The organism is Psychrobacter sp. CX14 (assembly GCF_057396205.2).
Map to the genome: position 1 here is coordinate 692,638 of NZ_CM183187.1, position 25,077 is coordinate 717,714.

Genomic DNA, 25,077 nt, shown 5'->3' on the forward strand with positions numbered 1-25,077 from the left:
TAATGAGCACTGCGCCCAATTTATTGCTAACCTCTGAATGGCTGTTTCCTATGCTCAAAGAGCAACTGCTGGCTCTACATGAGCGGCTACAGCAAACGCCATCTATTGAGCTTTTAGCAGAGATATCTACTGATTATCAGCAACTTCTAGAGCAGCTACAAGTGGCTGAGGTCGTCGATTTTATTAATCTGGCGTATCTATTAGAGATGGTGAGTACGGCTATGGCAGAGCAGATATTGTCTGTTGACTATGTCGATATAACTCTGGCTGCCAGTGAGTCTTTGCTACAGGCGCTGCATCACTATGTCAAAATTGGCACTTACGAAGAGGCCGAAATCATCGGTCATTGTCAACAGCTACATGACCTATTGGCCGCTAAAAACATTCGTTTAGATTTGCAGCAAAGACCTTTATCCAATAATGAGGTTGAAGCCGCCCAACAACCCGCGCAGTTGGCACAAAATGCTTTATCATCAGACTCACCATCAGAGAACAGCACTACTTCACATACGTTAGAAAATCAAAGAGATACAGAAGATAATATAGAAGACTTCTTGATTCATGATGAGATGACCGATGCCGAGCTCGACGAATTAGAGCGTCAGCTAAATCCAGATTATATCGCTAAAACTGAAGCAAAAACTGACCCTGTAGAGCCTGAGTCTTTTACGGATGTCGAGTTTGATGTGATTGAGTCTAAGCAAACTCAGATTGATGCGGATAATAGCGATATTGATGGAAATAAAGTAGACCCCCAAGCCAATCAGCCTGCATCAGAGCCTGAGTTAGTAACCAATAATAGCGCAGTAGTTTTGCAATCTACTCTTCATAAGATCGATATTCCCAGTGATGCGCAGGACAGTGAGCCTGAGATTAAAGAGATTTTCGTAGAAGAGGCTTATGAGGTATTGCAGGAGATATCTGGCCATGCCAAGCAGCTGCTTAGTTATAGTACAGATGATACAACAGTCTTAATCACAGAGGTACGTCGCGGCTTTCATACCTTGAAAGGTTCAGGACGTATGGTCGGTGCTTTCACCACAGCTGAGCTGGCATGGTCGATTGAAAATATGCTCAACCGCGTGCTCGATGGCAGTATTGGTTTTACCTCGGGTATGGTGCAGCTAGTCGATGATGTGATTGAAGGTTATCCTGCTCTGATTGATATCTTTGAACAACAAAGCAGTTATCCAGAACGTTTGAAAATATGGATGACGAGTGCCACGATTTATGCAAAAAATAGCGATGCCGATTTTGATTATTCACAGTTAGCACCGCATACCAAGACTGAGTTATCTATAAATCATGCAACCGAACAGGCAGATTTAGCCGAAACAAGTATAGAGGCCTCGACCAATATGCCAGCAGCAGAGCTGGTATTAGAGGAGATGACAACGGCCAATGCACGCTTAGAGCAAGCGGCAAACGAGGATCTAACCGATACTCAAGATACAGATACTGAACTTCAACAGGTATTTGCCACAGAAACCAGTGAGCTGCTTGCTGATATCGATCGAAGTTTGGCCAAAGTAGCAGGCAAACAAAGCGCTGCTGTCGAAGATGATCTTGTACGTGCGTTTCATACCCTGCGCGGTGCAGCCAGTAGTCAGTCATTAACTGCGATTAGCGATATCAGTGCTACCGTTGAGCACAGTTTAGAGCAGTTACAGCAACAAGATGAGCCGATGACTTCGCGTCATCTACAGACAATCACTCAATCGGTCGAACTGATTAAAGGCTATATCAATAAGCAGCAAGCCACTGCGTCTCAGTCATCGACGCAGCAGATGCAGCAAGATATTCAGCAGCTGCATGAGGCATTTGATAGCTCGCGAGCAGAGGAGAGCGAGCAGGATATACCGTTTAATGTGGCCGATTTAATAGACAAGCACGTTGACGATGTTTTGGATGCTCAGTGGGAGCTTGCGGCGGTCTTTGAGCAGTCAGATACTCAGGCGATAGCGGTGTACGCGGACAAACTAGATCAACAGTGTCAACTTTTATTAGAGCGAACACAGGGTTCAGCAAAGTTTGTCACTATTATTAGCGCACTACAGCATCTATATCAACAGATTACAGCAACCCCTGCGTTTGCTCAAAATGCTGAGGTTATTGAATCGTTAATTGCAGGCCATGATGAGTTAACAGGTTTGCTAGATTCTTTAGCAGGTAGCATGGCGTTAAAGCTAGATGATAAAGTGGTTAAGCAGTTAGAATACTGGAGTGAGCAAGCTAGCCATTTAGCAGAAGCTGTGGATGGCAGACAATCCGCTGAAGCTAATCCAGAGAATGATAACCAAGCTGATAATCATCAAGATATAAGCATCGAGCCTGTAGTTGCTGCGTTGCAAATTGAAGAGATTGAGACCGATGCTGAGCTGTTAGAGATATTCTTAGAAGAAGCTCAAGATATTGATAATGATGTCGGTCAACAGTTGACGCTTTGGAAACAAAATCCTAAGTCCACAGAGGCGATAGCTATTTTACAGCGTCATTTGCACACCATTAAAGGTGGTGCACGTATGGCGGGTATTAATAGTATTGCCGAGCTGATGCATGAAGCTGAGACCTTGTATGAGCAATTTGTAAAAGGCGTGATTACGCCAGATATGGCTTGGATTCAAGTCATGCAGTCGGTACAAGATACCTTAGCCAGTCAAGTTGAATATCTAGCGACTCAAGGTAAGTCCTTTTATGTGACCGACTTTATTAAGCAACTGCGTGCAATATCGAAAGCTAAAGAACTGCCTGATGGATTCCGGCTGACCTTACCGAAAACCCCTAACGATAATCAGTCAGATAATCAGAGCACCATAAGCACTAATCCGCAAAGTGCGCCAGAGTTATATCAAGATAGTACGGTTGATGTTGAGAGTCAGGTATCTGGAGAGACTGATTCTGTTAATATCACATTCAATTATCTAGACGGTGTATTAGCATCAGAAAATACAGTGATGCCAATATCAGATTTAATAGAACAGTCTTCTAGTCCAGAGTCTGAAGTTGACTCCATTGAGCTAGAATTTGATCGATTAAAATCAGAATCTTGGGCTGGCAGAGTTCCAGATCCGGATATTCTTGAGATATTCTTGGAAGAAGCGGATGAGGTCTTAGAACATCTTGAGTCACATTTTCAAGATTTTCAGCGCGATATGACCCAGCAAGATGAGGGCGGATTATCGACTGATAATATCATTTCTCCTGCACTGTATCATTTGTCAGGTGAGTTGCAAAAACTAAATGGTGGCGCGCGCATGGTCTATGCTGATAGCGTCGCTGATGTCACACAGCATCTTGAAATAGCGTATGCAGAGTTTCTTAAACCGCAACAAATAACCCCCTCTGTCTATCCACTATTATCACTCACTCATGAATGGCTCGAGCAGGCTATTTATCTGATTAAGCATGGCATTAATCCGCCTGCTGCCGATGCACTAATCACCAAGCTTGCAGACTTTAAAAAACATCCTGATGCACTGCAAGCGCTTCCAGATGTATCGTTGCAGGGTTATATGGAAGCGATTAATCGTTATGAGAAATGGCGAGATGCGCGTTTAGGCTTGCGTGATATCAGTCAAATGCCAGCACATCTAGCTGTCACTCCGCAGACAGAAAAGCAGCCAGTATCTAGCAGTGAGATGATACGCGTACCCTCAACCTTGATGGAGAAGATGATCAATCTATCGGGTGAATCTGCTATCCACCGCTCGCGTATTGAATTGAGTGTCAGTAGTGTAGGACAGACCATTCAAGAAATGGAGTCGACGGTGCAGCGACTTGCCGAGCAGCTGCGGCGTATGGATATTGAGCTTGAAACTCAGGTTCGCTCTCAACTCGATGATGATCTTAAAGCCGATGCAGACTTTGATCCACTCGAAATGGATCAGTACTCGGTCTTTAACCAACTGTCCAAATCCTTGTCCGAATCGGCGTCAGATTTATTAGATATTAGAGCCACTTTACAAGAAAAGGCGCGTGATACCGAAGGGCTATTGTTACAGTTATCACAGACGCAAACGGAGCTACAAGAAGGACTGATGACCTCGCGTATGATGCCGTTCGCGCAAGTGTCGCCACGTTTGCAGCGCATCGTGCGTCAGACCGCCAGTGAGCTTGGCAAATCGGTAGAACTGGTTATTATCAATGAGCAAGATGAGATTGATAGAACGGTTCTTGAGCGTATTACCGCACCGCTTGAGCACATGCTAAGAAACTCAGTCGATCATGGTATAGAGATGCCCGCTGAGCGACGAGAGGCTGCTAAGCCTGATACAGGGCGTATCGTGATTGATATTAATCGCGAAGGCGGTGAGATTGTTATTAGTGTCAGCGATGATGGTCAAGGTATCGATGTTAATTCGGTACGTCAAAAGGCTATCAGCCGTAACCTAATCAATAAAGACGACACCACATTAACCGACATGGAAGTGATGCAATACATCTTCCATGCCGGCCTCAGTACTGCCAGTAGCCTGACTCAAATATCCGGTCGCGGCGTGGGTATGGACGTAGTATTAAGTGAAGTGCGTCAACTGGGTGGAACGGTATCGGTACAATCACAGGTTGGGCAGGGTACGGAGTTTGTTTTACGATTGCCGTTGACCATTGCCATTACCGAAGCCTTGGTTGTCCGTTCCGGCTCTCAGAAGTTCGCGGTGCCGCTGATTCAGATTGACCGTATCGAGCGCCTAAATACACAAAGTTTACTCGATTATTATCAATCAGAAGATAGATCGCTTGAGATTGCCGACAATGATTATCGTGTGCGTTATCTAAACGAGATATTATCTAGTACATCGCTAAGCGAGCTGTCAATAAACAACAATATAAGCCTACCTGTCATTATTCTCAAAAATCAGGCAGGACAAAGACTGGCACTACAAGTCGATGAAATCGTGGGCTCACGCATAGATGCGGTGGTGAAGCCTTTAGGACGACCACTGGCAAATGTCACGGGTTTCTCAGCAGCGACCATTACCGGTGATGGCGCAGTAATGCTCATATTAGATGCGCTCGATTTGATGCGCAATGCCCCTGCTCAGCAGCAGATAGTCCATTCAGTAAGCGCTAAAAAACAAGCCATTAAGCGCAGCACACCACAAGTATTGATTGTGGATGACTCAGTGACGGTACGTAAAGTAACCTCACGTATTTTAGAGCGACAAGGCTATAAAACCTTTGCCGCGCGGGATGGGGTCGAAGCATTAGAAATGCTACAAAGCTTGCGACCCGATGTAATGCTACTAGATATCGAGATGCCGCGTATGGATGGGTTCGAAGTTGCCTCGCACGTACGTCATGATCCGCAGTTAAATACCTTACCGATTATCATGATTACCTCGCGAACCGGTGATAAACATCATCAGCGAGCGCGTCAGATTGGTGTCAATGCGTATCTAGGTAAGCCATTCCAAGAGGCCCTCCTGATTTCCACTATCCAAAGCCTGATTAAACAAGCATCAGGAGTACAGGGTGGTTAATCATAGCATTTTGGAAGGTACAGCTGCCAAACTTGATAATAATAAGACGACTAATATCCGAGTTATGGTCATCGCTGAGACTTTGCAGCAGCGACAAGCCTTTACGGATACGTTGACGAAATTTGGTCTGACATTAGTAGGATGCTTGGCACCATCGGAGATTATCCATAATCAGATAGATACATCAAAGATTGAGGCAGATATTTGGTTGGTTGACAGTCAATATGATGATGCGTTGTATCATCGGTTAGAGGACGCATTTGGTGATACGGACTTATCTGATAAGGCACTAGCTAGCCGAGATACGTTAAGCCGGCAGCGGTTGATGCTGGTTGGCTTTGAGCAAGCACCGCAACCTAATGAAATGAATCTATATGCGAAATGGCAGCGCAAACTAAGGCGTAAGCTCGCAAGTATGCTGTCACTGCCGCAACCAGAGTTGAAGGATTCTAATGAATGCTTATATAAGGATAATAGCTATAAACCGTGGCAATATATATTGCTGTTAGTGGCTTCTGAGCAGGATAATAAAGCCGTCGCTGAATTTTTAGACTGTTTACCTAGTGATTTACCGGTTGCGATGATAGTAGCGCAGCCGACAGATAGCGATAAAGTACATGCCCTACCACAGCAGATGAGTGAGCATAATCATTGGCAGAGCCAAGTGATTTCGGTATCTTTGAATATGCAGGCCGGTCATTGCTATATTACACCACCGCAGCCTCAGGTCGTTTATGATTCTACAGGCCGTGCTATTATCACTGATCAACAATGGTCTACCGCTAATACGCCTTGTCTGTCAAGTGTGATAGAGAATTGCAGTGATGCTTTTGGTGAGCAGCTGATTGGTGTTTTATTTTCGAATGTAAAAATAAAAATGGATAGACCTCTAGATATTGGTAAGCTTGAGGAGAATAACAGTCAGATTTGGCAGCAAACGACTGAAATGTTATCGAGTAGAGCACAGCGGATGCAAACAGAGACCAAATTGCCGCAGTATCGTGGTTCATCATTGCAATTGGCACATTATCTGACGGCTTACATTAACCATCAGCAAAGCAGTGTTTAATGTTTTTTATATTGATATCAAGACAGTCAGGGAGACAGGGCGATGGTCCAATCTAAATTAGCAGATACGGCAAGGCTTGAGCATAGCGATTTGTTGACCGTCAATGCAGGCGGACTAACAGTCACAGCCATTTCTGTTGCTGGCTCGCCAGATTGGCTAGTTCCAAGTAGTCTGGTTGTAGAGGCAGTATCTTATACATCCGCATGTGAGCAAGAAGCGTATCGAGTCTTACTATTCTCAGCATTGTCTTTGGCTGAAAGGGGGCGTGACCCTGAGATGTTGGTTGTCCTACAAGGCCATGCACCCGAACAGTCCATCGGCTTGTTGGTCAATGGGGAGCTTGAAGAGTACCATATTAAGATTGCTGATATTAAAGATGCAGAGGATGATTTAAACAGTCAGGTCAAAAAGGATAATGGGGATAGGGTAGAGGATTATATTCTCCAAAACGTTGTTTTTAATCATCAAATTTATGCTGTTCCTGATATTGTAGCATTATCAGAGCATATGATATCAACCGATAAAATATCTGATTTAAACGTATAATAGCAGCCAGACTTTAAGTCAGATAATGGATGACACTCTAGCATAATCGAATAGGTGAGTTATGAGCACAAACTTAAATGAGTCCGCTTTAAACAAATCACAGCCGACTAAGCCTAAAAAGTGGTCAGGCGCTGTGCGTTTTTTTCATTGGGGCGGGGCGATATTACTGGTTTTACTGTGGATAATGATAACCCTGCATGAAAGCTCGGATGGCTCCACTTATTTGATGTTGCACAGAGCCTTTGGTGTTTGTTTGCTGCTGTGGATGATTGTTCGAGTCATTGCAAGGGTTATTAGCCAGTCGCCTGCACCAATGCCTATGCCCAAGTGGCAAGTTGCACTGTCTCATCTGACTCATTTGGCATTATATGTGTTGTTATTTGCTATGCCAATTTCGGGTATATTAATGACTTGGTATGGTGGACGCAGTATCGATATGTTTGGTCTGTTCGAGCTGCCTACCATGTTGGTAACAGATAGACCGCAGGCCCGTTTTTTTAATGATGTGCATGCCGATATTATTTGGCCGGCTATCTTGTTCTTTACAGCGCTGCACTTAATCGGCTTTATTCAGCATCAATTTATTAAGAAAGACCATATTATAGCTCGGATTAAATAGACAGCTTTGGGTCACTGTTTATGGTTTGATAGTAATGTGAATATACTGTAGACGATGGGACTTTACTTTAGAAAGTGAAAAAGCGCTGTCAGTTAATGACAGCGCTTTTATAATGCGACTCGAGTTTTAAAGTATTGTTCGTAGTGAACCCTTTATTATAACAATAAAGAGAAACGGCCTAAGAGACGTTATTTACTCTCAGGTAAGCTAATATTCATCTCTAATACATCAAGATTGTCTTCATGGCGATGATTAATATTAACATCGTTAATCTGTACACCATTCACATACTTATTAACCACTTCTAAGATCTCACGCTTCATATTCTCAATACGTTCTGAGGTGAGACGTGAATTTAAGCGGTTTTCACTAGCGACGATAACCTTAAGTCTTTCTGTCGCCATATTGGCACTACCAGAGCTTTTGGTTTCTGCGCTAAACCAGTTACTCCAAAATCCTTTTTTTCTAGACATGCCTAACCTCCAAACCAGCGTTGTAAGAAGCCTTTCTTCTTAACATCAATGTGACGTAATGGTCTATCTTCACCTAAGAAGCGGGCAACGATATCTTCATAACACTGGCCGGCAGTCGAATCACCATAGTGAATAACAGGTTCACCATGGTTTGAGGCTTCAAGAACACTATTACTTTCAGGTACCACACCCAGTAGGGGCACCTTCAAAATATCATTTGAGATGGTATCTATATCCATCATTTCTTTAGCAGCAGCACGTTCTGGGTTATAGCGATTGATAATCAAATGCTCACGTACGGTACCTGTGCCTTCTTCTACTTTTTTGGTGCGGCTTTGTAGCACACCAATGATGCGATCTGAATCGCGTACAGAAGAGATTTCAGGATTGGTAACAATGATTGCTTCATCAGCATGGTACATTGCAAGCTGTGCACCGCGCTCAATACCCGCAGGCGAGTCACATATAATATAGTCAAATTGTTTTGACAACTCTTCGATCACTTCAGCCACACCTTCGTCAGTTAACGCATCTTTATCTCGCGTTTGACTTGCCGGTAAGATGTATAAGTTTTCTAAGCGTTTGTCTTTTACTAGCGCTTGCGATAAACGTGCATTGCCTGAAATCACATCAACAAAATCATAAACAATGCGATTTTCACAGCCCATTAGTAGGTCTAGATTACGCAAGCCCACATCAAAATCAATGACGACAGTTTTATAACCACGTAGTGCTAAGCCTGCGGCAAATGATGCACTTGTCGTAGTTTTACCAACACCACCTTTACCAGAGGTAATTACAACGATCTTTGCCACTATGGCATACTCCTATAAATCTATAAAAATGAGCACAAAGGTGCTCATCACCATTTTAAACACTTAGTGCTTTTGTCAGCTATTTTGCAACAAATTAAACGTTGCAATAAGGAAGCACAAACACACTAATAAAGTCAAATTTTATCCCGCTAGATTATCACAGATACTCGTAAAGTTACAGTATCTACCAAAGCATACGCTTAATTTATGAGTCTATAACTTCATACTGTGTGTTAAATCTTAACGTCTGTAACAACAGTTATCGTCTATCTTACGTTAATCGAGCAGTGTTATTAAAACGGGTAGAATTAAATTAAGGCTAATTTGCTTAGGTATTGTTCATGATTTCAAAGACTAAGCCTTGGCCCTCTACAAATCGTACCTGCACAGGTTGATCAATCATCTCCTCAGGGATGCTGTCATGCAAGCAGTAAGTCCCTGCTACAGATACCAGTGAAGGATTAAAGCGTTGACAGAATATACGCGCCTCTTTATCACCGGTTGCGCCAGCGACTAAACGTCCTTGCGCACGGCCGTAGATATGCAGGCTATTATCAGTAATTACCTCTGCACCGTTATTGACGCTATTGGTCAAAATCAAATCACCACCAACGTGGTTAATACTTTGACCAGAACGCAGCATTTGATCATAAATCATGCTAGTAAAGCTTTCATTAGCGGTAATCTCTGGTTCTTCTTCGCTAATAATTGCCTGTGCTTGAGTAGGCGCAACTGTACTACTGCCATCCTCTACCTTTGTTGCTTCGGTCGCTTGAGAAGCGGCCTGAGGTGCGGCCTTTTTGATAGGGCGAATACGCTCAATACGTTTGCCATCGCCTGGGAAGATAGCCAAGCGTAGCTCTTTTGCGGCATCATCTAAAATACCGGTTACCACACCAATGGGCTGTAAGCCCCAAGACCAGAATAGATCGATTAAAGCAGGTAAGTCTTGCTCGATTTCACTTTCAATAATGACAGGAATTTGACTGCTCTTATTGCTCAAAGTTGACTCTAGAAATGTCTCAATTTCGGTTAAGTCAGCAGTTTCTAGTTTAATGCGTGTAAAGGTCAGCATTTTCCCGTACATTTTCAAGGCAGGCGTCTCAGTTGCAGCGGTCATAGCAAATCCTTAAAGATAAAAGTAGCCGTATTATTATTAGGTTTTATTGGACTGATTGTCTGTAATCAAATGAATTATTGGAATAAAAAGGAAGGTCTAACTGTTTGTCTAAGATTACCAATACGCCCCGCCGAGGTCTAGGGTCAGTCGGTTATTTTAGACAAATATTTTTAAAGTTAATCTGATAATCCATATGCATCGTTAAATATAATAGGCACTGTCGCAAAAACGACTGGCAGAACATGGTAAAAGGCTGACAGGTTTAATATTAGCCCAGATTACAGATGTAGATGCTCTTGATGCTTCCACTGTTGAACCTTAACTTGCTCCTCAAAAGCAGTCAGACTATCGTTCACAACACCAGAGACAAGAGCATCAAGCTCTGGATTATTCAGATTAATATTGGCAATAGTTTCAGCGATCTCATCAATTAGTGCATCGGTAATCTCAGGCTGAGTTAAGTGTGAGAATAGGGTATTAGTGATGTTCTCGCCGATATTTTGACTCACCATATGTAGCTGACTTTCTATCAGTCCGCCAGCAATTGGGATCATACGCAGATAGCGGCGCAGCTCAGGTGTATTATTGAGTGCATCCTGCACTGATAAACCGACTTCAACAGACAACGCTTTCGTAGCCTCACTATGCGCAAGCTTTTTGAGCTGAGGGGTTAGCTCCTCTTTTAAGACGGAGGCGAGCATGGCTTGGATTTGAGGACGATTTTTATTTAATGTCTCATCAAGAAAGCGCTGATTGGCCTGCTCATCTGCAAACTGCTGACGTATATTGCCAGTCGCAGTTAAGATGACGCGGTCAGATAACTCTTCAAAAAGCACATCGTAATAGAATTTACCTGTGGCAATCCATTTTTTGGGCAAGACTTGATAGCCCAATTGATACAGCTTACGGCCTATAAAGAAAGCACGTAATAAACGCAGCGCGCGCAGCTGAGGGAAGCAGCCGAGTACCTCATACCAGTGTGCAAAGGGAAAGAAAAACCAGCGCGTATATTCTTTGTTAATAATTGACAATATCCAACGCAGCGCTAATTCAGCGATTAAGAATATGGTAAAAAAGCCGCCAAGCACTCGAAGCGGATGATGAATATCTTCTGTATAAACCGTATGCAACGATGCCACATTCATCCATTGTGCTACTTGAGCCACAAACTTACTCATTAAGAGCAAATCTACGCTAATAATCATTAGATCAATCACAATAACAATCAACATAACAATGTCATAAAGTAGCGCCAAACGAGTGGCTGTTTTGCTTTTGAGCGGCGGTGGAAGCTCTGATGAATGTAGCTGCTTTGAATTTGGATGGGTCGGCGCTGTTTCGGTGTCTAAATCAGCCATGCGTATGAAATGCCTTTGGTCGGATGCGGTATTTAGCCGTTGCGGTATGGTGAGATTGATATATTTAAATAAAATCGCTGGATGTATATAAGGTATTTCGACCTGTTTTAGACGTTCGAAACGCCGACTCCCTTTATTCTATCAGGGCTTATTTTGTAGCGTGCTTATCCCATCATATATAGATAGGCATAAGCACACAATAAACGAGACGGCGTCAGAGCGATAATCAATGACTCAATGAACACGGTTACGGCTCTAAATTATGAGGTTTTATCTGAGTCCTCAAAATCCGCTTTCATACGTGTAATGAGCTCATCTTTTTCTTGCCAGATTTTATCGAGCCACGCATACATGGTCTGCTTCATGGCCTCGTCGTTATTGTAATCACCTTCCTCAATGGCTGTAAAGAGCTCTTGCGGAATATCAATACGCTTCACATTAACGCCCAAGCGCTTGATATTACCTTTCCATAAGTCAGTATAAGAAGGGCTACCATCTGGATAAACGATGGTCATATCTAAGATACCATCAATCTGAGGACCAAGCGCCTGAATGGCTAGAGAAATACCACCAGCTTTTGGCTTTAATAGATTTTTATAAGGAGACTGTTGTTTATCGCGCTTCTCAGGAGTGAAGCGTGTACCTTCTAGATAGTTCAATAACGCAAAAGGCTTGTCTTTTAATAGCTCGCAGGCACGTTTGGCTTCGAGAATGTCACGACTCTTAAGATCAGGGTTTTTGGCGATTTGCTCTTTGGTATGGCGTTTCATCATCGGAAAGTCTAAGAAATAGAAAGCTTGACCGACAAATGGAATATAAATCAGATTAAATTTGGTGAAAAAACGCGTTAAGGGCAAACGGCCTTGGCTAATGTACTGCACAATACTAGTATCTACCCAAGACAGATGATTACTAATTAACAGATATTGTTTGTCCTGCTCTAAATCATCAGGCAATTCAATACGCCAATCTCTTTCGGGTAATACATTATCAATCAGCTTGTTATTGGTTTCAATCCAATGTTTGGCAATCTTGATAACCGCAGTGTCAGCGACACTTGAGCCGGTAGCAACTTTGGTTGCCCCTAATAACCATAAAGGTGGACCATAGGTAAAGGTGTTGGCACCGATAACGCCAGCGGCAGTGGTCAAAGAGGCAGCTTTGCCTAATAAAGGTGATTTATCATGCAGACGTTGATATATTTTTTTTATTTTCGTTTTCATAAATCAGACCAAGGTAATATGCTAGAAACAAAAAAAGGGAGGTGGATAGTTTACAATTGTAAACCAAGTATCATTACGATGACAACGACTCCCTCTAATTTAAGCACAAAAACAATTGAGATACTGCTTTTGTTCATAAAAGAGTTTGGTTAATGGTGATGAATTCTTCTGTCAATCTACTGCAAATCCTTATAAATAATATGATAACAACTACCGTATGTGACAGAAGTCATGTTTTGTTACATATATGCCATACAGCAAAACCACAATTTATTACATATAGGTAGGTTTTAACCGGCATAATAACTATTGAAACATTTGCTAACTTTATTAAGCAAAGCTTTCTATTATAATGGGACTTATACAGTTAACGAACATACCGTGTTTATAAGTCAACTATACAACGACAAAGCCGGTGATGACCGTAAATAGGAAGTTAAATTTATGGATTTATATTGAGGATTGATTATGAAAAATAAATTAATGATTACAGCACTAGCATCAACAATGGCCCTTGCAGGTTGTGCTACTGATCCAAATACTGGACAACAGTCTATTAACAAAGGTGTATTAGGTGCATTAGGCGGCGCAGCAGCGGGCGCCGGTATCTCTAAAGTAACCGGCGGTGATCATATCGGTCGTGATGCAGCTATCGGTGCAGCACTTGGCGGCGCAGCTGGTCTATACATGGAAAGACAAGAAAGACAGTTACAGCAGCAAATGGCAGGTACTGGCGTAGAAGTTAATCGTAACCCAAATACGGGCAATATTGACCTAGTTATGCCAGGCAATATCACCTTTGCTCATGATAGCACGAACATCAACTCATCTTTCTACAACACGCTTAATAAGCTTGCTGCTACTATGGTTGAGTACAACCAAACGACAGTAAACGTTGCAGGTCATACGGATAGCACTGGTAACTCTTCTTACAATCAAGGTTTATCACAGCGCCGTGCTCAAGCAGTTGCTAACTACTTAGTACAACAAGGTGTTTCTGCAAACCGTATCCGTACTATGGGTTATGGCGAGACTCAACCTATTGCCTCTAACAATACTGAATCAGGTCGTCAACAAAACCGCCGTGTTGAAATCCAAATCAACACACCACAAAATATGAACTAATCACTATTTAAGTAGATTATTTTAATATCTTATAGACTTTTAGTTTATAATAAAAATAGGTTAGCAACTGCTGGCCTATTTTTTTTGTTTAAAAGAGGATTTATTAGACACTTAAGAGGCTTTTAAGATTTTATATTATCTTATTGATAATAGTTATCGATAACTCTATAATTCCTATGCGCATTCAAAAAACTTTAAAACCCTTTATTAAATAAAATTTGAGAATACCTTATGGCTTTAACCACTAAAAATACTTTTATCAAATCAAAGTTAGCCGCTGCTTTGATGGCGACTACTTTGAGTGCTTTAGCGCTGTCAGGCTGCTCTAAAGAGAAAGATGCCGCAGAAACAACTACTGAAAGCAGCGTAGAAGTTGCGGAAAATGATGCTGAAACTACCAACCAAACATCGGGTAGTTATGATCAAGCGTCTGTAGATAAGCTATTAAATAGCTATGCTGATATGGCGCATGCAGCCTATGAAGACTCGCTAAATGAAGCCCTAAAGCTACAAGCGGCTATTGATAAGTTAGTGGCAGAGCCAACACAAGCTAATTTAGACGCTGCAAAAGCAGCCTATAAAGCCGCACGTCAACCGTACTCACAGACTGAAATTTTCCGTTTTGATGAAGGTTTTGTCACTGCCAATGACGATAGAGGCATCGGTAGCGTGGATGGTTGGGAAGGTCAAGTAAACGCATGGCCACTTGATGAAGCCCTAATTGATTATGTCTCAGACGATTATGCCGGCGAATATAATAGCAAAGACAACATTATTAACTCAGACCGCATCACGGTTGGTAGTATCGAGCAAGATACCTCGAAAATTACACCTGAGCTGCTAGCCGAAATGAATGAAATAGGTGGTAGTGAAGCCAACGTAACCACAGGCTATCATGCGATTGAGTTTTTACTTTGGGGTCAAGACACTAATGGCGTTGCAGAAGGTGCGGGTAACCGTCCAGTGACAGATTATATGGCCAACGAGCAATGCACTAGCGGTGAAGGTAATCCTGCTGATTCAGCGGTGTGCGCCAAACGTGGTGAATATTTACAAGCTGCTGCTGAGCTGCTTGTAAGAGATTTAAGCGAGATGGTTGCTGAGTGGGAACCAGGTCCAGGTAATACGCTACGTAGTGACTTGATGGATCGCAGTGATGACAATGCAGTACGTCAGATTTTTTATCAAATGGGTAGCCTTGCCTTAGGCGAGCTTGCATCAGAGCGTATGCAGGTCGCTTTTGTGACCGGTTCAACTGAAGACGAGCACGAGTGCTTTAGCGACCTGACGCATTTAAGCTATGCCAATAATGCCCGCGGTATTGATAACGTGTTTAATGGTCATTACAAAACCGTATCAGGCGATACCGTTGGTGATTATGGTATCAAACAGTTCTTAATCGATGCCGGCCAAAAGGAAGCTGCTGAAAAACTGGATGCAGAATTTAAAAAGGTTGAATCAAGTTTTAATACCATCGTAGAGCAAGGCGAGAAGAACGGTATTAAAGTAGACCAGATGATTGCAACGGTCGGTCAAGCGAGCAAGCAAAACGTTTCTGCTGAAGAGCAAAACAAACGCCGAGGCTGGATTGAATCGGCTATCAATGATTTAAAATCGATGACTGGCGAACTAGAAAACGCTGCTAAGTCGATTGGTATCGATAATCTAGATGCAGACAGTGGTTCGCAGTTCTAGCCATTGACTGATTAGTAGGCAAAACACAGATGTTAAACATTTGGAAATAGGAATAAACTTGGTTTATTCAACGATCCCTATTCGTCTTAGAGAAGTGGTTAATCTAAGTCTGATTAACCCTTCTAATTCGTACTAAGAGACACGTTGCTAGTGTAAAGTTGGCAGCGTGTTTTTGTTTTATAGATACTTCTATTGATTCTGATTTTTCTATTTAAATTAATCCCAACTTTTAAGCCGACTATTATGTCAGTAAATTCTACGAAAAAATTAGCCCAGGCCATTTACGTTTCTTTGACGGCTTTATCCGTCTTAGCGGTAACCGGTTGTCAGCCGCAAAGCGATGAGACTGGCGATGATAATAAAAGTGCTGAGTCAACCAAACAGATAGCCGATAGTTCAAGAACTGAAGTGATTGAATCACTCGCCGGCGTACCGTATAGCCAACTTGTGACTTTTGATCCGCAAGAGGTTAAGCAGGGCGGGGATACCGGTATTAGTATCACCTCTGCAGAAAGTTACTCTAAGCCGTCCTCTAATATCACGCCGTCACGTAAAGGCGATTTCTTTATTGGCAATGCTTTTTTTAAGCAGCCTTGGGTCGTTGCGCCGGCCAGCACCGACAGTCGAGATGGTCTGGGCGCATTATTCAATGTGGCAGCCTGTCAGTCTTGTCATATTAAAGACGGGCGAGGGCACGCGCCTATGTCGGCTGACGATGATGCGGATAGTTTGTTGATTCGGTTAGCAATGCCTGCGACGACGGCTGAGCAAAAGTCAGCCTTAGAGCAGTCTCAGGTTGAGAAGATTGCCCATGCCGTATACGGTGGACAGTTACAAGACCGCGGTGTGCAAGGAGTGCCAGCAGAGGCAAAAATAGCCGTGAAATGGCAAGATGTGTCAGTGACATTCGCAGATGGTCATGTCGAGACGCTGCGACGTCCTAATTTTCAGCTGATCAATCCTGGTTATGGTCCCTTTGATGATGATTTAATGGTATCACCAAGGGTCGCACTACCTATGATAGGTCTTGGCTTATTAGAATATATTCCTGCACAGGCTATTCAGCGTCAGGCAGATGTTGATGATAAAAATAAAGATGGCATTAGCGGTAAATATAACTGGGTAATTGATCCTCAAACTGGCAAGCAAGCATTGGGTAAATTTGGCTGGAAAGCAGGTCAGACCCGCCTTATTACCCAAAATATGAGCGCTTTTAATGAAGATATGGGGCTGACCTCACGCATTCGGCCGATCGAGTCTTGTACTAAAAATCAGCCACAATGTTTAAACGCCACGACCGGCGCTGATGATCAAGGTGATGGCAAGCCGCCGGTTGAAGTCAGTGATGACGTGGCTAAATTTGTTGAGTTTTATACTCAGAATTTAGCAGTTCCTCATCGCCGTAATGCAGATAAAAAGAATGTTCTGGCCGGTAAAAAACGCTTTTATGACATGGGTTGTCAAGACTGCCATACACCGCGTTATCAGCTACCAAAAGGTGATGATAGTCATATTGAGCAGCAAGGTCAGGTGATTTATCCTTATACAGATTTACTGCTACATGATATGGGTGAGGATTTAGCAGACCGTACTGTAGCGGGCAAGCTACCACCAAAAGACGCTCAAGTTGAGTTTTTAGCGACTTCTTATGAATGGCGTACACCTGCATTATGGGGCGTGGGTCTAGCGCAAACCGTAGATTCGCAGGCGACCTTCTTACATGATGGTCGGGCACGTACATTGATGGAAGCGGTCTTATGGCATGGCGGTGAGGCGGCACCGCACAAAAAAAAGGTGTTGCAGTTAGATAAGCAAGGCCGTGAGGAATTGACCGCCTTCTTAGAGTCATTATAACGACCACTGGCTAATAAATAAAAGAAACAGTAAATGGGCGGGGAGTGGATTAATATGAACCACTCCAACCTTGTAAATTGACAACATTAGATTAAGACAATCATTGAGAACACTATGAAAAAACACCAACTGGCAGCCATGGTTTTATCTGCTTTAAGTGCCGGTATATTAATGAGCTGCACTAAGCCTGAAGAAACGCCACAAGAAAATACACGTGCTCAAGACAGTGATAAGAGTACGAATACGGCGACACAAGCGAGTACTGATATCAATAATTCTGCAAGTATTCAGAAAATAGAATTATCTGCAGATACCGCAAAAAGCTATCTGACTCAAGTGAATGACCATCAGATATTACCAGCGTATCAAAATGTTTTGCAGCAAAGCCAACGATTAAATGAGTTAGCAACCAAAAGCTGTCAAGCGACTGGTACGGTTGATAGTGAGCAACTAGCTGCATTACGCGCACAGTGGCTAGAGCTTGCCAAAGCGTGGGCCAGTGCCGAGGTTGTTAATTTTGGTCCGGCAATGGATAGTATGAGTAATCTTTATATTAATTATTATCCAGATGAGCGTGGGCTTGTGCATCAAGGGGTGATTGACCTAATCGATGCCAATCCTAATCTAACCCCAGAGGAGCTTGCATCAGAGAGCGCCATCGTGCAAGGCATCCCTGGGTTAGAGGAAGTACTGTATGCTAATGAGACGCTAAGTGCAGGCCAGTGTCAGTATGTGATTAGTGCGAGCGGCGCATTAATAAATCGCTTAGATAATGTGCATCAAGCATGGTTGGAGCAGCCGGCTCAGCTATTAGGTATCGATGACTCAGGTAGTATGCTAGGTATGAACCGCTGGATTAACTCCATCTTGGCCTTGGTTGAGACGACTAAGAGCAGCTCATTAGATCAGCCTTTGGGGTTAACGGGTAACAAAAAAGGTCACTTACCTGCCGATGCGGCTGGTCAAAGTCGCGAGATTATCACGGCAAAAGTGGCGGTGCTCAATAAAGCTTTAACCGATCCTGCTCTAGTCGCTATCTTATCTGAAAATAGTCAAGAAACTATAAGCAATCAGATGTCTACTTTATTGGCGGAGATATCAAGTTTATTAGCAGAATTGCCTGAAGATATCGCAGATGCCAATACCGAGCAACAAAAAGCCTTATACGATAAGCTTACTGAACTGACTCAAGTCATTAAACGTCAATTAATGCCAACTCTTGGCGTACAAGTGGGCTTTAATGATACGGACGGCGATTAATATTATGTCGAGTATACAGACACTAAAAGCCGGTGCCAAAACCTTAGCCTTATCGGGTCTAGGTACAGCCGCTTTGGTTGGTGCTCATCATTTGGGACGTAAGCAGTACAATCCCAATGCGCGTTTGCTCGATTATGCGTATGGAATGATGCATAAGATGCGTACGCTACAGGCAAAGGGATTATCTAATAGTGAGTCTGATGTTAGTGTTAGTACTCAACAAGTTGCCCAAACAGTTCAGGTAAAAGAGACTGTTGATAATGTCCTGTTGAATAACACTGCACCGTGTTGGGTTAGCGGTGTGGCGGATTTAAATACCAATGCGTTTGCCGTAGTAGGTATCGATGAAACTCGGCAACTTGTTTGGCAAACGACAATGCCAGAACGGGTGCATGACATTCTTATTCAGCCTACACACAGTAATGAGCCTCTAAAGTTAGATAAGGCACAACATGTGGCCGTAATGGGGCGTCGTCCTGGTGAGTGGTTTTGGATATTGGATGCTCAAACCGGCACGCTTCTGCACAGTATTCATGCCGAAGAAGGCCGTCATTTTTATGGTCATGCCTGTTATAGTTTAGCGGGTGACTTGTTATACGTCACCGAAAATAACACCGAAGACTTTAGCGGTATTATTGGTGTCTATGACGTTGCTCAAGATTATAAAAAAATCACTGAATTTGCGTCACACGGTATCGGCCCACATGAAATTGTGATGCATCCGGATGGCGAGACCTTGGTGATTGCCAATGGTGGTATCAAAACTGAACGAGCCTCGCGTGAAGAGTTAAATCTCGATAGCATGCAGCCGTCCCTTGCTTATTTGAATCGTCATACCGGTGAATTGCTGGAACAAATATTTCCTGAGCATAATCAGATGAGTGTGCGTCATCTGGCAATGCATGACAGTGGCCGAGTGGCTATCGGCATACAATTCCAAGGTCCACGTCATTTAAGCGTCCCGATGGTGTTAACGCATAGCCGAGGAGAGGCTAATTTCACACCGCTGCAAATCCCTAAACACGATACCAAGGGTTGGCACCGATTCCACCATTACATCGCAAGTGTTGCGATTGATTCAACTCACAATTTATTGTGCGCAACCAGTCCACTAAGCGGCTGTGCGTCTGTGTTTGATTTAGATACAGGGCTGCTTATTGACGATACCATGCTTGCTGATTGTGCTGGCGTGACAACAGGGGCCTCAAAAGAAGAACGCGAGTCAAATCAAAAGTCACCACAGTTTTTAGTTAGTGATGGTCAGGGTCACCTAACCAGTATCCGTATCGAGTGTCAGACAGATGAGCAAGGTAACAAAGTGCCTGTGTTAATGAGTACGGATAAAGTACATCAGCCGTATGCGTTTGATAATCATCTTACTACTTTAGCCATAGCCAATAGTTAGCTGTAATGAGGTTTAATAGCGGCTCATCACAGACTCAAACGGCAGAGATTTATCATCATCTTGAGCAGATATTGGCAGAGGCAGACATTCAGCTTAATATCACCCGTAAGCAGGTCAAAAATATCAACTTTCGACTAAAGCTGAACCAACTATCTGTATCCGCCCCACATTATGTGAGCGATAAAGACATTGTTGCTGCCTTATCTCGGCGTATCGAGTGGGCGATTACTCAACATGCTAGCCTATTAAAACGTCAGCGTATGCTCGAATCTCAAACGCCAGACATAAGTAGAGATAATAACACTCAATCTGATTATGGCTTCTCGCCTATTTATTTGTGGGGAGAGCCGCAAAGTCTGATTATGGGCGAAGCGGAGAGATTGCATTGGTATCGTAGCGAGCTACAACAGGTTATGCCTCGCTTATTTGCCAAGTGGCAGCCTATTGTCGGCGCTTCTGCCAATGAGACACGTATCAAAAAGATGAAAACACGATGGGGCAGCTGTAATACTCGTGCCAAAAGGGTTTGGCTATCGGTCTATTTGCCTGCCTATCCTATAGAATGTACTGAATACGTTATTGTGCATGAATTGTGTCATCTGCATCACGCCAATCACAGTCCAAAATTTTGGGCGGAAGTGGTGCGTTCTATGCCAGATTATAAACGCTGGCATAATAAGTTGGCGGGCAAGTCAGGTGATGTTGACTAGGTTCCTCTAAAGCTTTGCAGTCTTTATTAAGGGCCTTCAAAGTCGACTGGCTAAAAGCTCAATTTCTCGTCTTATATTCTGCTGGGCGATGTGCTCGCACTGATGATAAAAATCTTCAGTAAAGTATAATCGATCACGATTCAAAAACTGTTCGAGTACCGCTCTTCTACCCTCTATAAAGTCATGATTGCTAACATGAGCATACTCAAGCCGAACGAGCTCTGAGTAAGTCTGATAATCTAACCAATCAGCGCCTAGAATAGCCAAATCCATATCCAAAAAGTATTTAGCGTCTTGTGCTATCAAGTCGACTCTATTTTTTGAATGCGTATCACAACTTTCTATCTGGTGTTTGGCTGTCATCATGATCAGCGTATCGACTTGCTCTACGAGTTTGCTTGGTAACTTTAACTGTAGCGACTGCCGGAAATAGTCTGCGCTCTGTCTTTCGTTATCAGCCTGAGTTGGGTCATAAATAATATCGTGATACCAAATAGCCAACTCCACCGCAGTCTTATTTTCAATATACTGAGTATAACGATCTAAATTCTGCAGCATATGATAAATATGAGTTAACCGATGATAATATCGATGTGTCTCGTTGTAATGATTTAGTAGCTCATCCCAACGTTTGGTTATCCAAGCAGTCTTTTCATCAATATCTAACACTTGTTTATTTGAACCAGTATCATCAAAGCTGTCATGAGAGATAGCCTGCAATATTAAGGCCGCAAAGCGGTGCTTAAGTGCTTCAAGAGTGGCTTCACTTAGTTTAGTCATCTGCTCTACCACCTTATGTTGGATTCAATATACCAAGCGCTATTCAACCCTTTAAGCTATTATGTAAAAGCTTTCTCTAGCGCATCTTTAAAGATTTGACCCAATAGATTTATATCATCAACACGGGCATAATTTAGGCGAGTTACAAAGGCAATGCGGCGGTGTGGTCCTTTTTCAGAAAGTGGTACAGTAGCCACTTCATTATTTTGATGACGCACTTGTTTTAATGCCATCTCCGGAATGAGGGTAGTCCCCATGCCAGCGAGTGCCATTTGAATCAGCGTATTTAAACTGGCATCAGAGAAATTAGACTTAAACTCATCACGGTCAAATGAGCAGACAGACAGCGCCTGATCGGTTAAGCAGTGTCCTTCACCCAATAGCATCAGTTTGGCTTGGCTTAGTTCCTCAGCGCTAATGGTCTCAAGCTTGGCCAAAGGATTATCATTTGGGAAAATAGCAAAGAAATCTTCTTGCCAAAACTCAAAGGTATGCAGACCATCAACGGCATAAGGCAGGGCAATAATCGCTGTATCAATATGACCGTAACGCACTTGCTCAAGCAGACGCTCAGTTTGACGTTCTACCACTGTCATACGAAAGTTAGGATATTGCGTCTTTAGCTCGGGCAATACTTTAGGTAATAAATAGGGTGCAATCGTTGGAATCATGCCGACCGTCATAGGATAGGCAAGCGGTGTTTGATGACTATGAGCACGTGTGGTTAAATCGTGTATTTCAGAAAAAATACGCTGCGCACGAGTCAAAATCTCTTCACCAATAGGGGTGATAAGCACTTGCTTATTGTTACGCTCAAAAATCTGAGTATCTAGCTGCTTCTCAAGCTCAGCGATACCTAAGCTTAAAGCGGACTGAGAGATATTGCATTCTTCTGCAGCGCGTTTAAAATGGCGGTGTTTGGCGACGGCAATGGCAAATTCTAATTGTCTTAAAGTAATCATTTTTTAATCTCTAATAGATGTTTTAATAGTAAAAGCAGTTTGATAGGGTTTTTAATCGGTTCTTATTATTGGCAGTTAAACATAATGTGTTGAAATTTACGGTTCGACTCGCATATATTTAGTAATCAAGTTAATAAGAGTAGCGAGTCTTTAATGATATTGTCATAAGTATAATAAAATAGATTTTATGTTTTATAAAACAAAACATCAAGTTAAAATGTTTAAACTAGATTAAACCACTATCTTTGTTAGAATACATCTTGTAGTTAGCCAATAACTATTACAATCAATAACATCATATTTCTGTCATGGCAATATGATAGGTTATACTGGATTTAGAAAGTTTTAGTCAGTCATATAATAATCATTTTTAGTTAAACCCACCAATAAAAAAGGAGCCAAAAAATGGCGTCAATTATCAATCAAGAAATTCCTGAGTTTTCAGCTGAAGCGTTCGTTAACGGTGAGTTCAAAACCATCACTTCAGACGATGTTAAAGGTAAATGGGCTATCTTCATGTTCTATCCAGCAGACTTTACATTTGTTTGCCCAACTGAACTTGAAGACATGGCAGCTCAGTACGAAGAGCTTAAAGGCCTAGGTGTTGAAGTATACTCAGTTTCAACGGACACTCACTTCACGCATAAAGCATGGCATGATTCTTCAGAAGCTATTGGTAAAGTTAATTTCCCAATGATTGGCGATCCAACTGGTCGTATCACTCGTGGCTTCAACGTAATGATTGAAGAAGATGGTCTTGCAGAACGTGGTACGTTCGTAGTAGACCCAGACGGTAAGATTCAGGTTGCTGAAATCCATGCCGGCGGCATCGGCCGTAGTGCAAAAGACTTAGTTCGTAAAGTGAAAGCAGCTCAGTACGTTCGTGAAAACGACGGTGAAGTTTGCCCAGCAGCTTGGGAACAAGGTCAAGAAACGCTTAAACCAAGCCTAGATCTAGTAGGTAAAATCTAATTTTTCTTCTTTAATATAAAAGAAAGATTAGCTTAAATCTTAAAAAGCTCCGCTATTTATTTAGTGGGGCTTTTTTTATATCTTATAAGAATGTCGAGTATAAAAAAGAAAGGCCATACCTACTAATATTATCATATAGGGTATGGCGTTTTTCTGGTTTAACTCGTTAAATAGTGGCCTATATTATAGGTCAATATCAATGGTGTTAGAGGCATTGCTCTGATTGCTGATCTTCTTAGTATCAATCTCTTTGGATACTTCAAGAATAGTAGTCTGATTAGATTTATCTAAGTATTTTTGCGCTTTATCGACCTCAGTAGTTAAGGTGTCTACCGTTTGCTTCATATTATCAAGCGCTTGAATCTTATAGTTGCTAATCATGTCCATGGTTTCATAGACGTTATTAAACGCATTTTGCAGTTTATCAAGCTCAATAGTACTATTAGTCGCTTGTTCATGAATTTCTGTGGATTGACGTTTCATCATTGCAGAAGTTGATTCAATCAAGCTACTGGTTGTTTTGTTAAGCGCCGTAATCTGATCAAGTACCAGCTTCTGATTGGTCATAGCTTGAGCAACAACAACAGCAGTACGTAATGCAGATACCGTAGTTGTGGTCGCACGGTCCACACCTTTAATAAGCTCTAAGTTGTTTTTGCGAATGGTATCTAAGGCTAAATAACCCTGAACGTTTACTGCTAGCTGGGTTAAAAAGTCAGTATTTTTCTGACGCACATAAAATAGCATCTCTTCTTTAATAATGCGTGCCTTTTCAGGATCCGTCGCTTCAATCTGATATACCTTTTGTTCCAACTGCTCGTCAATTTTTTTACCGACATAAATATATTGACGGATTTGCTGCATAAGATTCCACATATTGAATTTTTCTTGCTCAATCATGGCGTTGTCTTTTAGCAGTTCGTCTTTACCGTTATATAGACTGGTTACGACCGCATTAATATGCGATTGCGCCGATTCATATTGACGAAAATAATCTTGAACCTTATTACCTAGCGGAATTAAGCCAAACAGTTTACGTGAGCTGGTTAGCTGTTTTTTACTAGGATCTAAATCCTCAACAATACCGCGCAGCTCAGTTAATGACTTGGCGATGGGAGAATTATCGAACAAGCCTTTATCTAAGCTTTTGGCGGGCAGCTCAAGCATACGGTTTGATACTTGAGCCGACTCGCGGATTTCTTTGTTACCTAGATTATGAATCGATTGCACATTTTCTTTAAACTCATCGCTTTGCACAGGATTAGTCAATACATGATTCACAAAAGCATCAACTTTGGCGTCGAGCTCAGGAATTTGATTAGAATCAAGTTTAACAATCTGATCCGCTTCACTGGTTGGGACTTCTTTTACCGGCTCAGGCGGCGTTAAGCTAATAGATGGGGTACTGGCGTTTTCTGGTGGTGTCAATTCTTGCATTGAAAATCATCCTTTAGTTTTAATGTTCAATTTCAAATATAGAGTCTTTATTGTAATTAGCGTTACCGCTTTTATAGACTCGCTTATAATCAGCTATATAGTTTCTAATAACTCTGTGTTTCTAATAACTCTGTATTGTCTAAATAGTACAAGAAAGCAGGGCTTGATGATATT

Annotated in this window: 19 protein-coding genes; 11 read left to right on the top strand and 8 right to left on the bottom strand. The window is 42.4% G+C overall.

The features are described 5' to 3' along the window. Positions 1–2 precede the first annotated feature (2 nt). The 4 genes from AC2SLO_RS02955 to AC2SLO_RS02970 all read left to right on the top strand — a co-directional run bounded on the left by AC2SLO_RS02955 (position 3) and on the right by AC2SLO_RS02970 (position 7,714). Positions 3–5,480 carry a hybrid sensor histidine kinase/response regulator gene (locus AC2SLO_RS02955; RefSeq protein ID WP_486543759.1) on the top strand — a complete coding sequence of 1,826 codons (5,478 nt, stop codon included), beginning with the start codon at positions 3–5 and terminating at the stop codon, positions 5,478–5,480. Next, complete coding sequence (locus tag AC2SLO_RS02960) at positions 5,473–6,549, top strand: chemotaxis protein CheB (protein WP_486543760.1); 1,077 nt, start codon at positions 5,473–5,475, stop codon at positions 6,547–6,549. The genes AC2SLO_RS02955 and AC2SLO_RS02960 overlap by 8 nt, the downstream gene beginning before the upstream one ends. Positions 6,550–6,591: 42 nt before the next feature. After that, positions 6,592–7,095: a hypothetical protein gene (locus AC2SLO_RS02965; protein WP_486543761.1), complete on the top strand. Its 504-nt coding sequence runs from the start codon at positions 6,592–6,594 to the stop codon at positions 7,093–7,095. A 61-nt stretch (positions 7,096–7,156) separates the two neighbouring features. After that, positions 7,157–7,714, top strand: a complete 558-nt coding sequence (locus tag AC2SLO_RS02970) for a cytochrome b (protein ID WP_486543762.1) — start codon at positions 7,157–7,159, stop codon at positions 7,712–7,714. A gap of 188 nt (positions 7,715–7,902) precedes the next feature. Here the strand turns inward: AC2SLO_RS02970 and minE are convergent, their stop codons facing one another. From minE to yihG, 5 genes are all read right to left on the bottom strand, one after another. After that, on the bottom strand, positions 7,903–8,187 hold the full coding sequence (gene minE, locus AC2SLO_RS02975; RefSeq protein WP_486543763.1) for a cell division topological specificity factor MinE: 285 nt from the start codon (positions 8,185–8,187) through the stop codon (positions 7,903–7,905). A gap of 2 nt (positions 8,188–8,189) precedes the next feature. Continuing rightward, complete coding sequence (minD, locus tag AC2SLO_RS02980) at positions 8,190–9,002, bottom strand: septum site-determining protein MinD (protein WP_486543764.1); 813 nt, start codon at positions 9,000–9,002, stop codon at positions 8,190–8,192. Between the two features lie 328 nt (positions 9,003–9,330). Then, a complete protein-coding gene (gene minC, locus AC2SLO_RS02985) occupies positions 9,331–10,122 on the bottom strand; it encodes a septum site-determining protein MinC (protein WP_486543765.1) in 792 nt (263 codons plus the stop codon). Between the two features lie 278 nt (positions 10,123–10,400). Continuing rightward, positions 10,401–11,480 carry a hypothetical protein gene (locus AC2SLO_RS02990; protein WP_486543766.1) on the bottom strand — a complete coding sequence of 360 codons (1,080 nt, stop codon included), beginning with the start codon at positions 11,478–11,480 and terminating at the stop codon, positions 10,401–10,403. Positions 11,481–11,740: 260 nt separating this feature from the next. Next, positions 11,741–12,703, bottom strand: a complete 963-nt coding sequence (yihG, locus tag AC2SLO_RS02995) for a 1-acylglycerol-3-phosphate O-acyltransferase, YihG family (RefSeq protein ID WP_486543767.1) — start codon at positions 12,701–12,703, stop codon at positions 11,741–11,743. Between the two features lie 468 nt (positions 12,704–13,171). On the opposite strand from yihG, the gene AC2SLO_RS03000 reads away from it, so the two are divergent. From AC2SLO_RS03000 to AC2SLO_RS03025, 6 genes are all read left to right on the top strand, one after another. After that, entirely contained in the window at positions 13,172–13,828 is a 657-nt protein-coding gene (locus tag AC2SLO_RS03000) for a YiaD family glycine zipper/OmpA-like lipoprotein (RefSeq protein ID WP_486543768.1), read from the top strand. A 231-nt stretch (positions 13,829–14,059) separates the two neighbouring features. Next, entirely contained in the window at positions 14,060–15,523 is a 1,464-nt protein-coding gene (locus AC2SLO_RS03005) for an imelysin family protein (protein WP_486543769.1), read from the top strand. A gap of 243 nt (positions 15,524–15,766) precedes the next feature. After that, complete coding sequence (locus tag AC2SLO_RS03010) at positions 15,767–17,377, top strand: di-heme oxidoreductase family protein (protein ID WP_486543770.1); 1,611 nt, start codon at positions 15,767–15,769, stop codon at positions 17,375–17,377. 114 nt (positions 17,378–17,491) lie between these two features. Further along, positions 17,492–18,637: an imelysin family protein gene (locus AC2SLO_RS03015; protein ID WP_486543771.1), complete on the top strand. Its 1,146-nt coding sequence runs from the start codon at positions 17,492–17,494 to the stop codon at positions 18,635–18,637. Between the two features lie 4 nt (positions 18,638–18,641). Beyond that, positions 18,642–20,042 carry a DUF1513 domain-containing protein gene (locus AC2SLO_RS03020; protein ID WP_486543772.1) on the top strand — a complete coding sequence of 467 codons (1,401 nt, stop codon included), beginning with the start codon at positions 18,642–18,644 and terminating at the stop codon, positions 20,040–20,042. Between the two features lie 5 nt (positions 20,043–20,047). Next, positions 20,048–20,752, top strand: coding sequence for a M48 family metallopeptidase (locus tag AC2SLO_RS03025; protein ID WP_486543773.1), 705 nt, complete (start codon positions 20,048–20,050; stop codon positions 20,750–20,752). A 36-nt stretch (positions 20,753–20,788) separates the two neighbouring features. Here the strand turns inward: AC2SLO_RS03025 and AC2SLO_RS03030 are convergent, their stop codons facing one another. Beyond that, a complete protein-coding gene (locus AC2SLO_RS03030) occupies positions 20,789–21,532 on the bottom strand; it encodes an HD domain-containing protein (protein WP_486543774.1) in 744 nt (247 codons plus the stop codon). 59 nt (positions 21,533–21,591) lie between these two features. Beyond that, on the bottom strand, positions 21,592–22,494 hold the full coding sequence (locus AC2SLO_RS03035; RefSeq protein WP_486543775.1) for a hydrogen peroxide-inducible genes activator: 903 nt from the start codon (positions 22,492–22,494) through the stop codon (positions 21,592–21,594). 405 nt (positions 22,495–22,899) lie between these two features. On the opposite strand from AC2SLO_RS03035, the gene ahpC reads away from it, so the two are divergent. Further along, the gene (gene ahpC / locus AC2SLO_RS03040) at positions 22,900–23,466 is read left to right on the top strand and encodes an alkyl hydroperoxide reductase subunit C (protein ID WP_486543776.1); all 567 of its coding nucleotides are present in this window, start codon (positions 22,900–22,902) and stop codon (positions 23,464–23,466) included. Positions 23,467–23,649: 183 nt separating this feature from the next. Here the strand turns inward: ahpC and AC2SLO_RS03045 are convergent, their stop codons facing one another. Then, positions 23,650–24,903: a toxic anion resistance protein gene (locus AC2SLO_RS03045; protein ID WP_486543777.1), complete on the bottom strand. Its 1,254-nt coding sequence runs from the start codon at positions 24,901–24,903 to the stop codon at positions 23,650–23,652. Between the last annotated feature and the right edge of the window lie 174 nt (positions 24,904–25,077).

Excerpts from the sequence above, each read along its gene's own strand:
- AC2SLO_RS02955 (WP_486543759.1), top strand. The coding sequence starts at position 3 with ATGAGCACTGCGCCCAATTTATTGCTAACCTCTGAATGGCTGTTTCCT.
- AC2SLO_RS02965 (WP_486543761.1), top strand. The coding sequence starts at position 6,592 with ATGGTCCAATCTAAATTAGCAGATACGGCAAGGCTTGAGCATAGCGAT.
- AC2SLO_RS02970 (WP_486543762.1), top strand. The coding sequence starts at position 7,157 with ATGAGCACAAACTTAAATGAGTCCGCTTTAAACAAATCACAGCCGACT.
- minE (WP_486543763.1), bottom strand. The coding sequence starts at position 8,187 with ATGTCTAGAAAAAAAGGATTTTGGAGTAACTGGTTTAGCGCAGAAACC.
- minC (WP_486543765.1), bottom strand. The coding sequence starts at position 10,122 with ATGACCGCTGCAACTGAGACGCCTGCCTTGAAAATGTACGGGAAAATG.
- AC2SLO_RS02990 (WP_486543766.1), bottom strand. The coding sequence starts at position 11,480 with ATGGCTGATTTAGACACCGAAACAGCGCCGACCCATCCAAATTCAAAG.
- yihG (WP_486543767.1), bottom strand. The coding sequence starts at position 12,703 with ATGAAAACGAAAATAAAAAAAATATATCAACGTCTGCATGATAAATCA.
- AC2SLO_RS03000 (WP_486543768.1), top strand. The coding sequence starts at position 13,172 with ATGAAAAATAAATTAATGATTACAGCACTAGCATCAACAATGGCCCTT.
- AC2SLO_RS03005 (WP_486543769.1), top strand. The coding sequence starts at position 14,060 with ATGGCTTTAACCACTAAAAATACTTTTATCAAATCAAAGTTAGCCGCT.
- AC2SLO_RS03010 (WP_486543770.1), top strand. The coding sequence starts at position 15,767 with ATGTCAGTAAATTCTACGAAAAAATTAGCCCAGGCCATTTACGTTTCT.
- AC2SLO_RS03015 (WP_486543771.1), top strand. The coding sequence starts at position 17,492 with ATGAAAAAACACCAACTGGCAGCCATGGTTTTATCTGCTTTAAGTGCC.
- AC2SLO_RS03020 (WP_486543772.1), top strand. The coding sequence starts at position 18,642 with ATGTCGAGTATACAGACACTAAAAGCCGGTGCCAAAACCTTAGCCTTA.
- AC2SLO_RS03025 (WP_486543773.1), top strand. The coding sequence starts at position 20,048 with ATGAGGTTTAATAGCGGCTCATCACAGACTCAAACGGCAGAGATTTAT.
- AC2SLO_RS03030 (WP_486543774.1), bottom strand. The coding sequence starts at position 21,532 with ATGACTAAACTAAGTGAAGCCACTCTTGAAGCACTTAAGCACCGCTTT.
- AC2SLO_RS03035 (WP_486543775.1), bottom strand. The coding sequence starts at position 22,494 with ATGATTACTTTAAGACAATTAGAATTTGCCATTGCCGTCGCCAAACAC.
- ahpC (WP_486543776.1), top strand. The coding sequence starts at position 22,900 with ATGGCGTCAATTATCAATCAAGAAATTCCTGAGTTTTCAGCTGAAGCG.
- AC2SLO_RS03045 (WP_486543777.1), bottom strand. The coding sequence starts at position 24,903 with ATGCAAGAATTGACACCACCAGAAAACGCCAGTACCCCATCTATTAGC.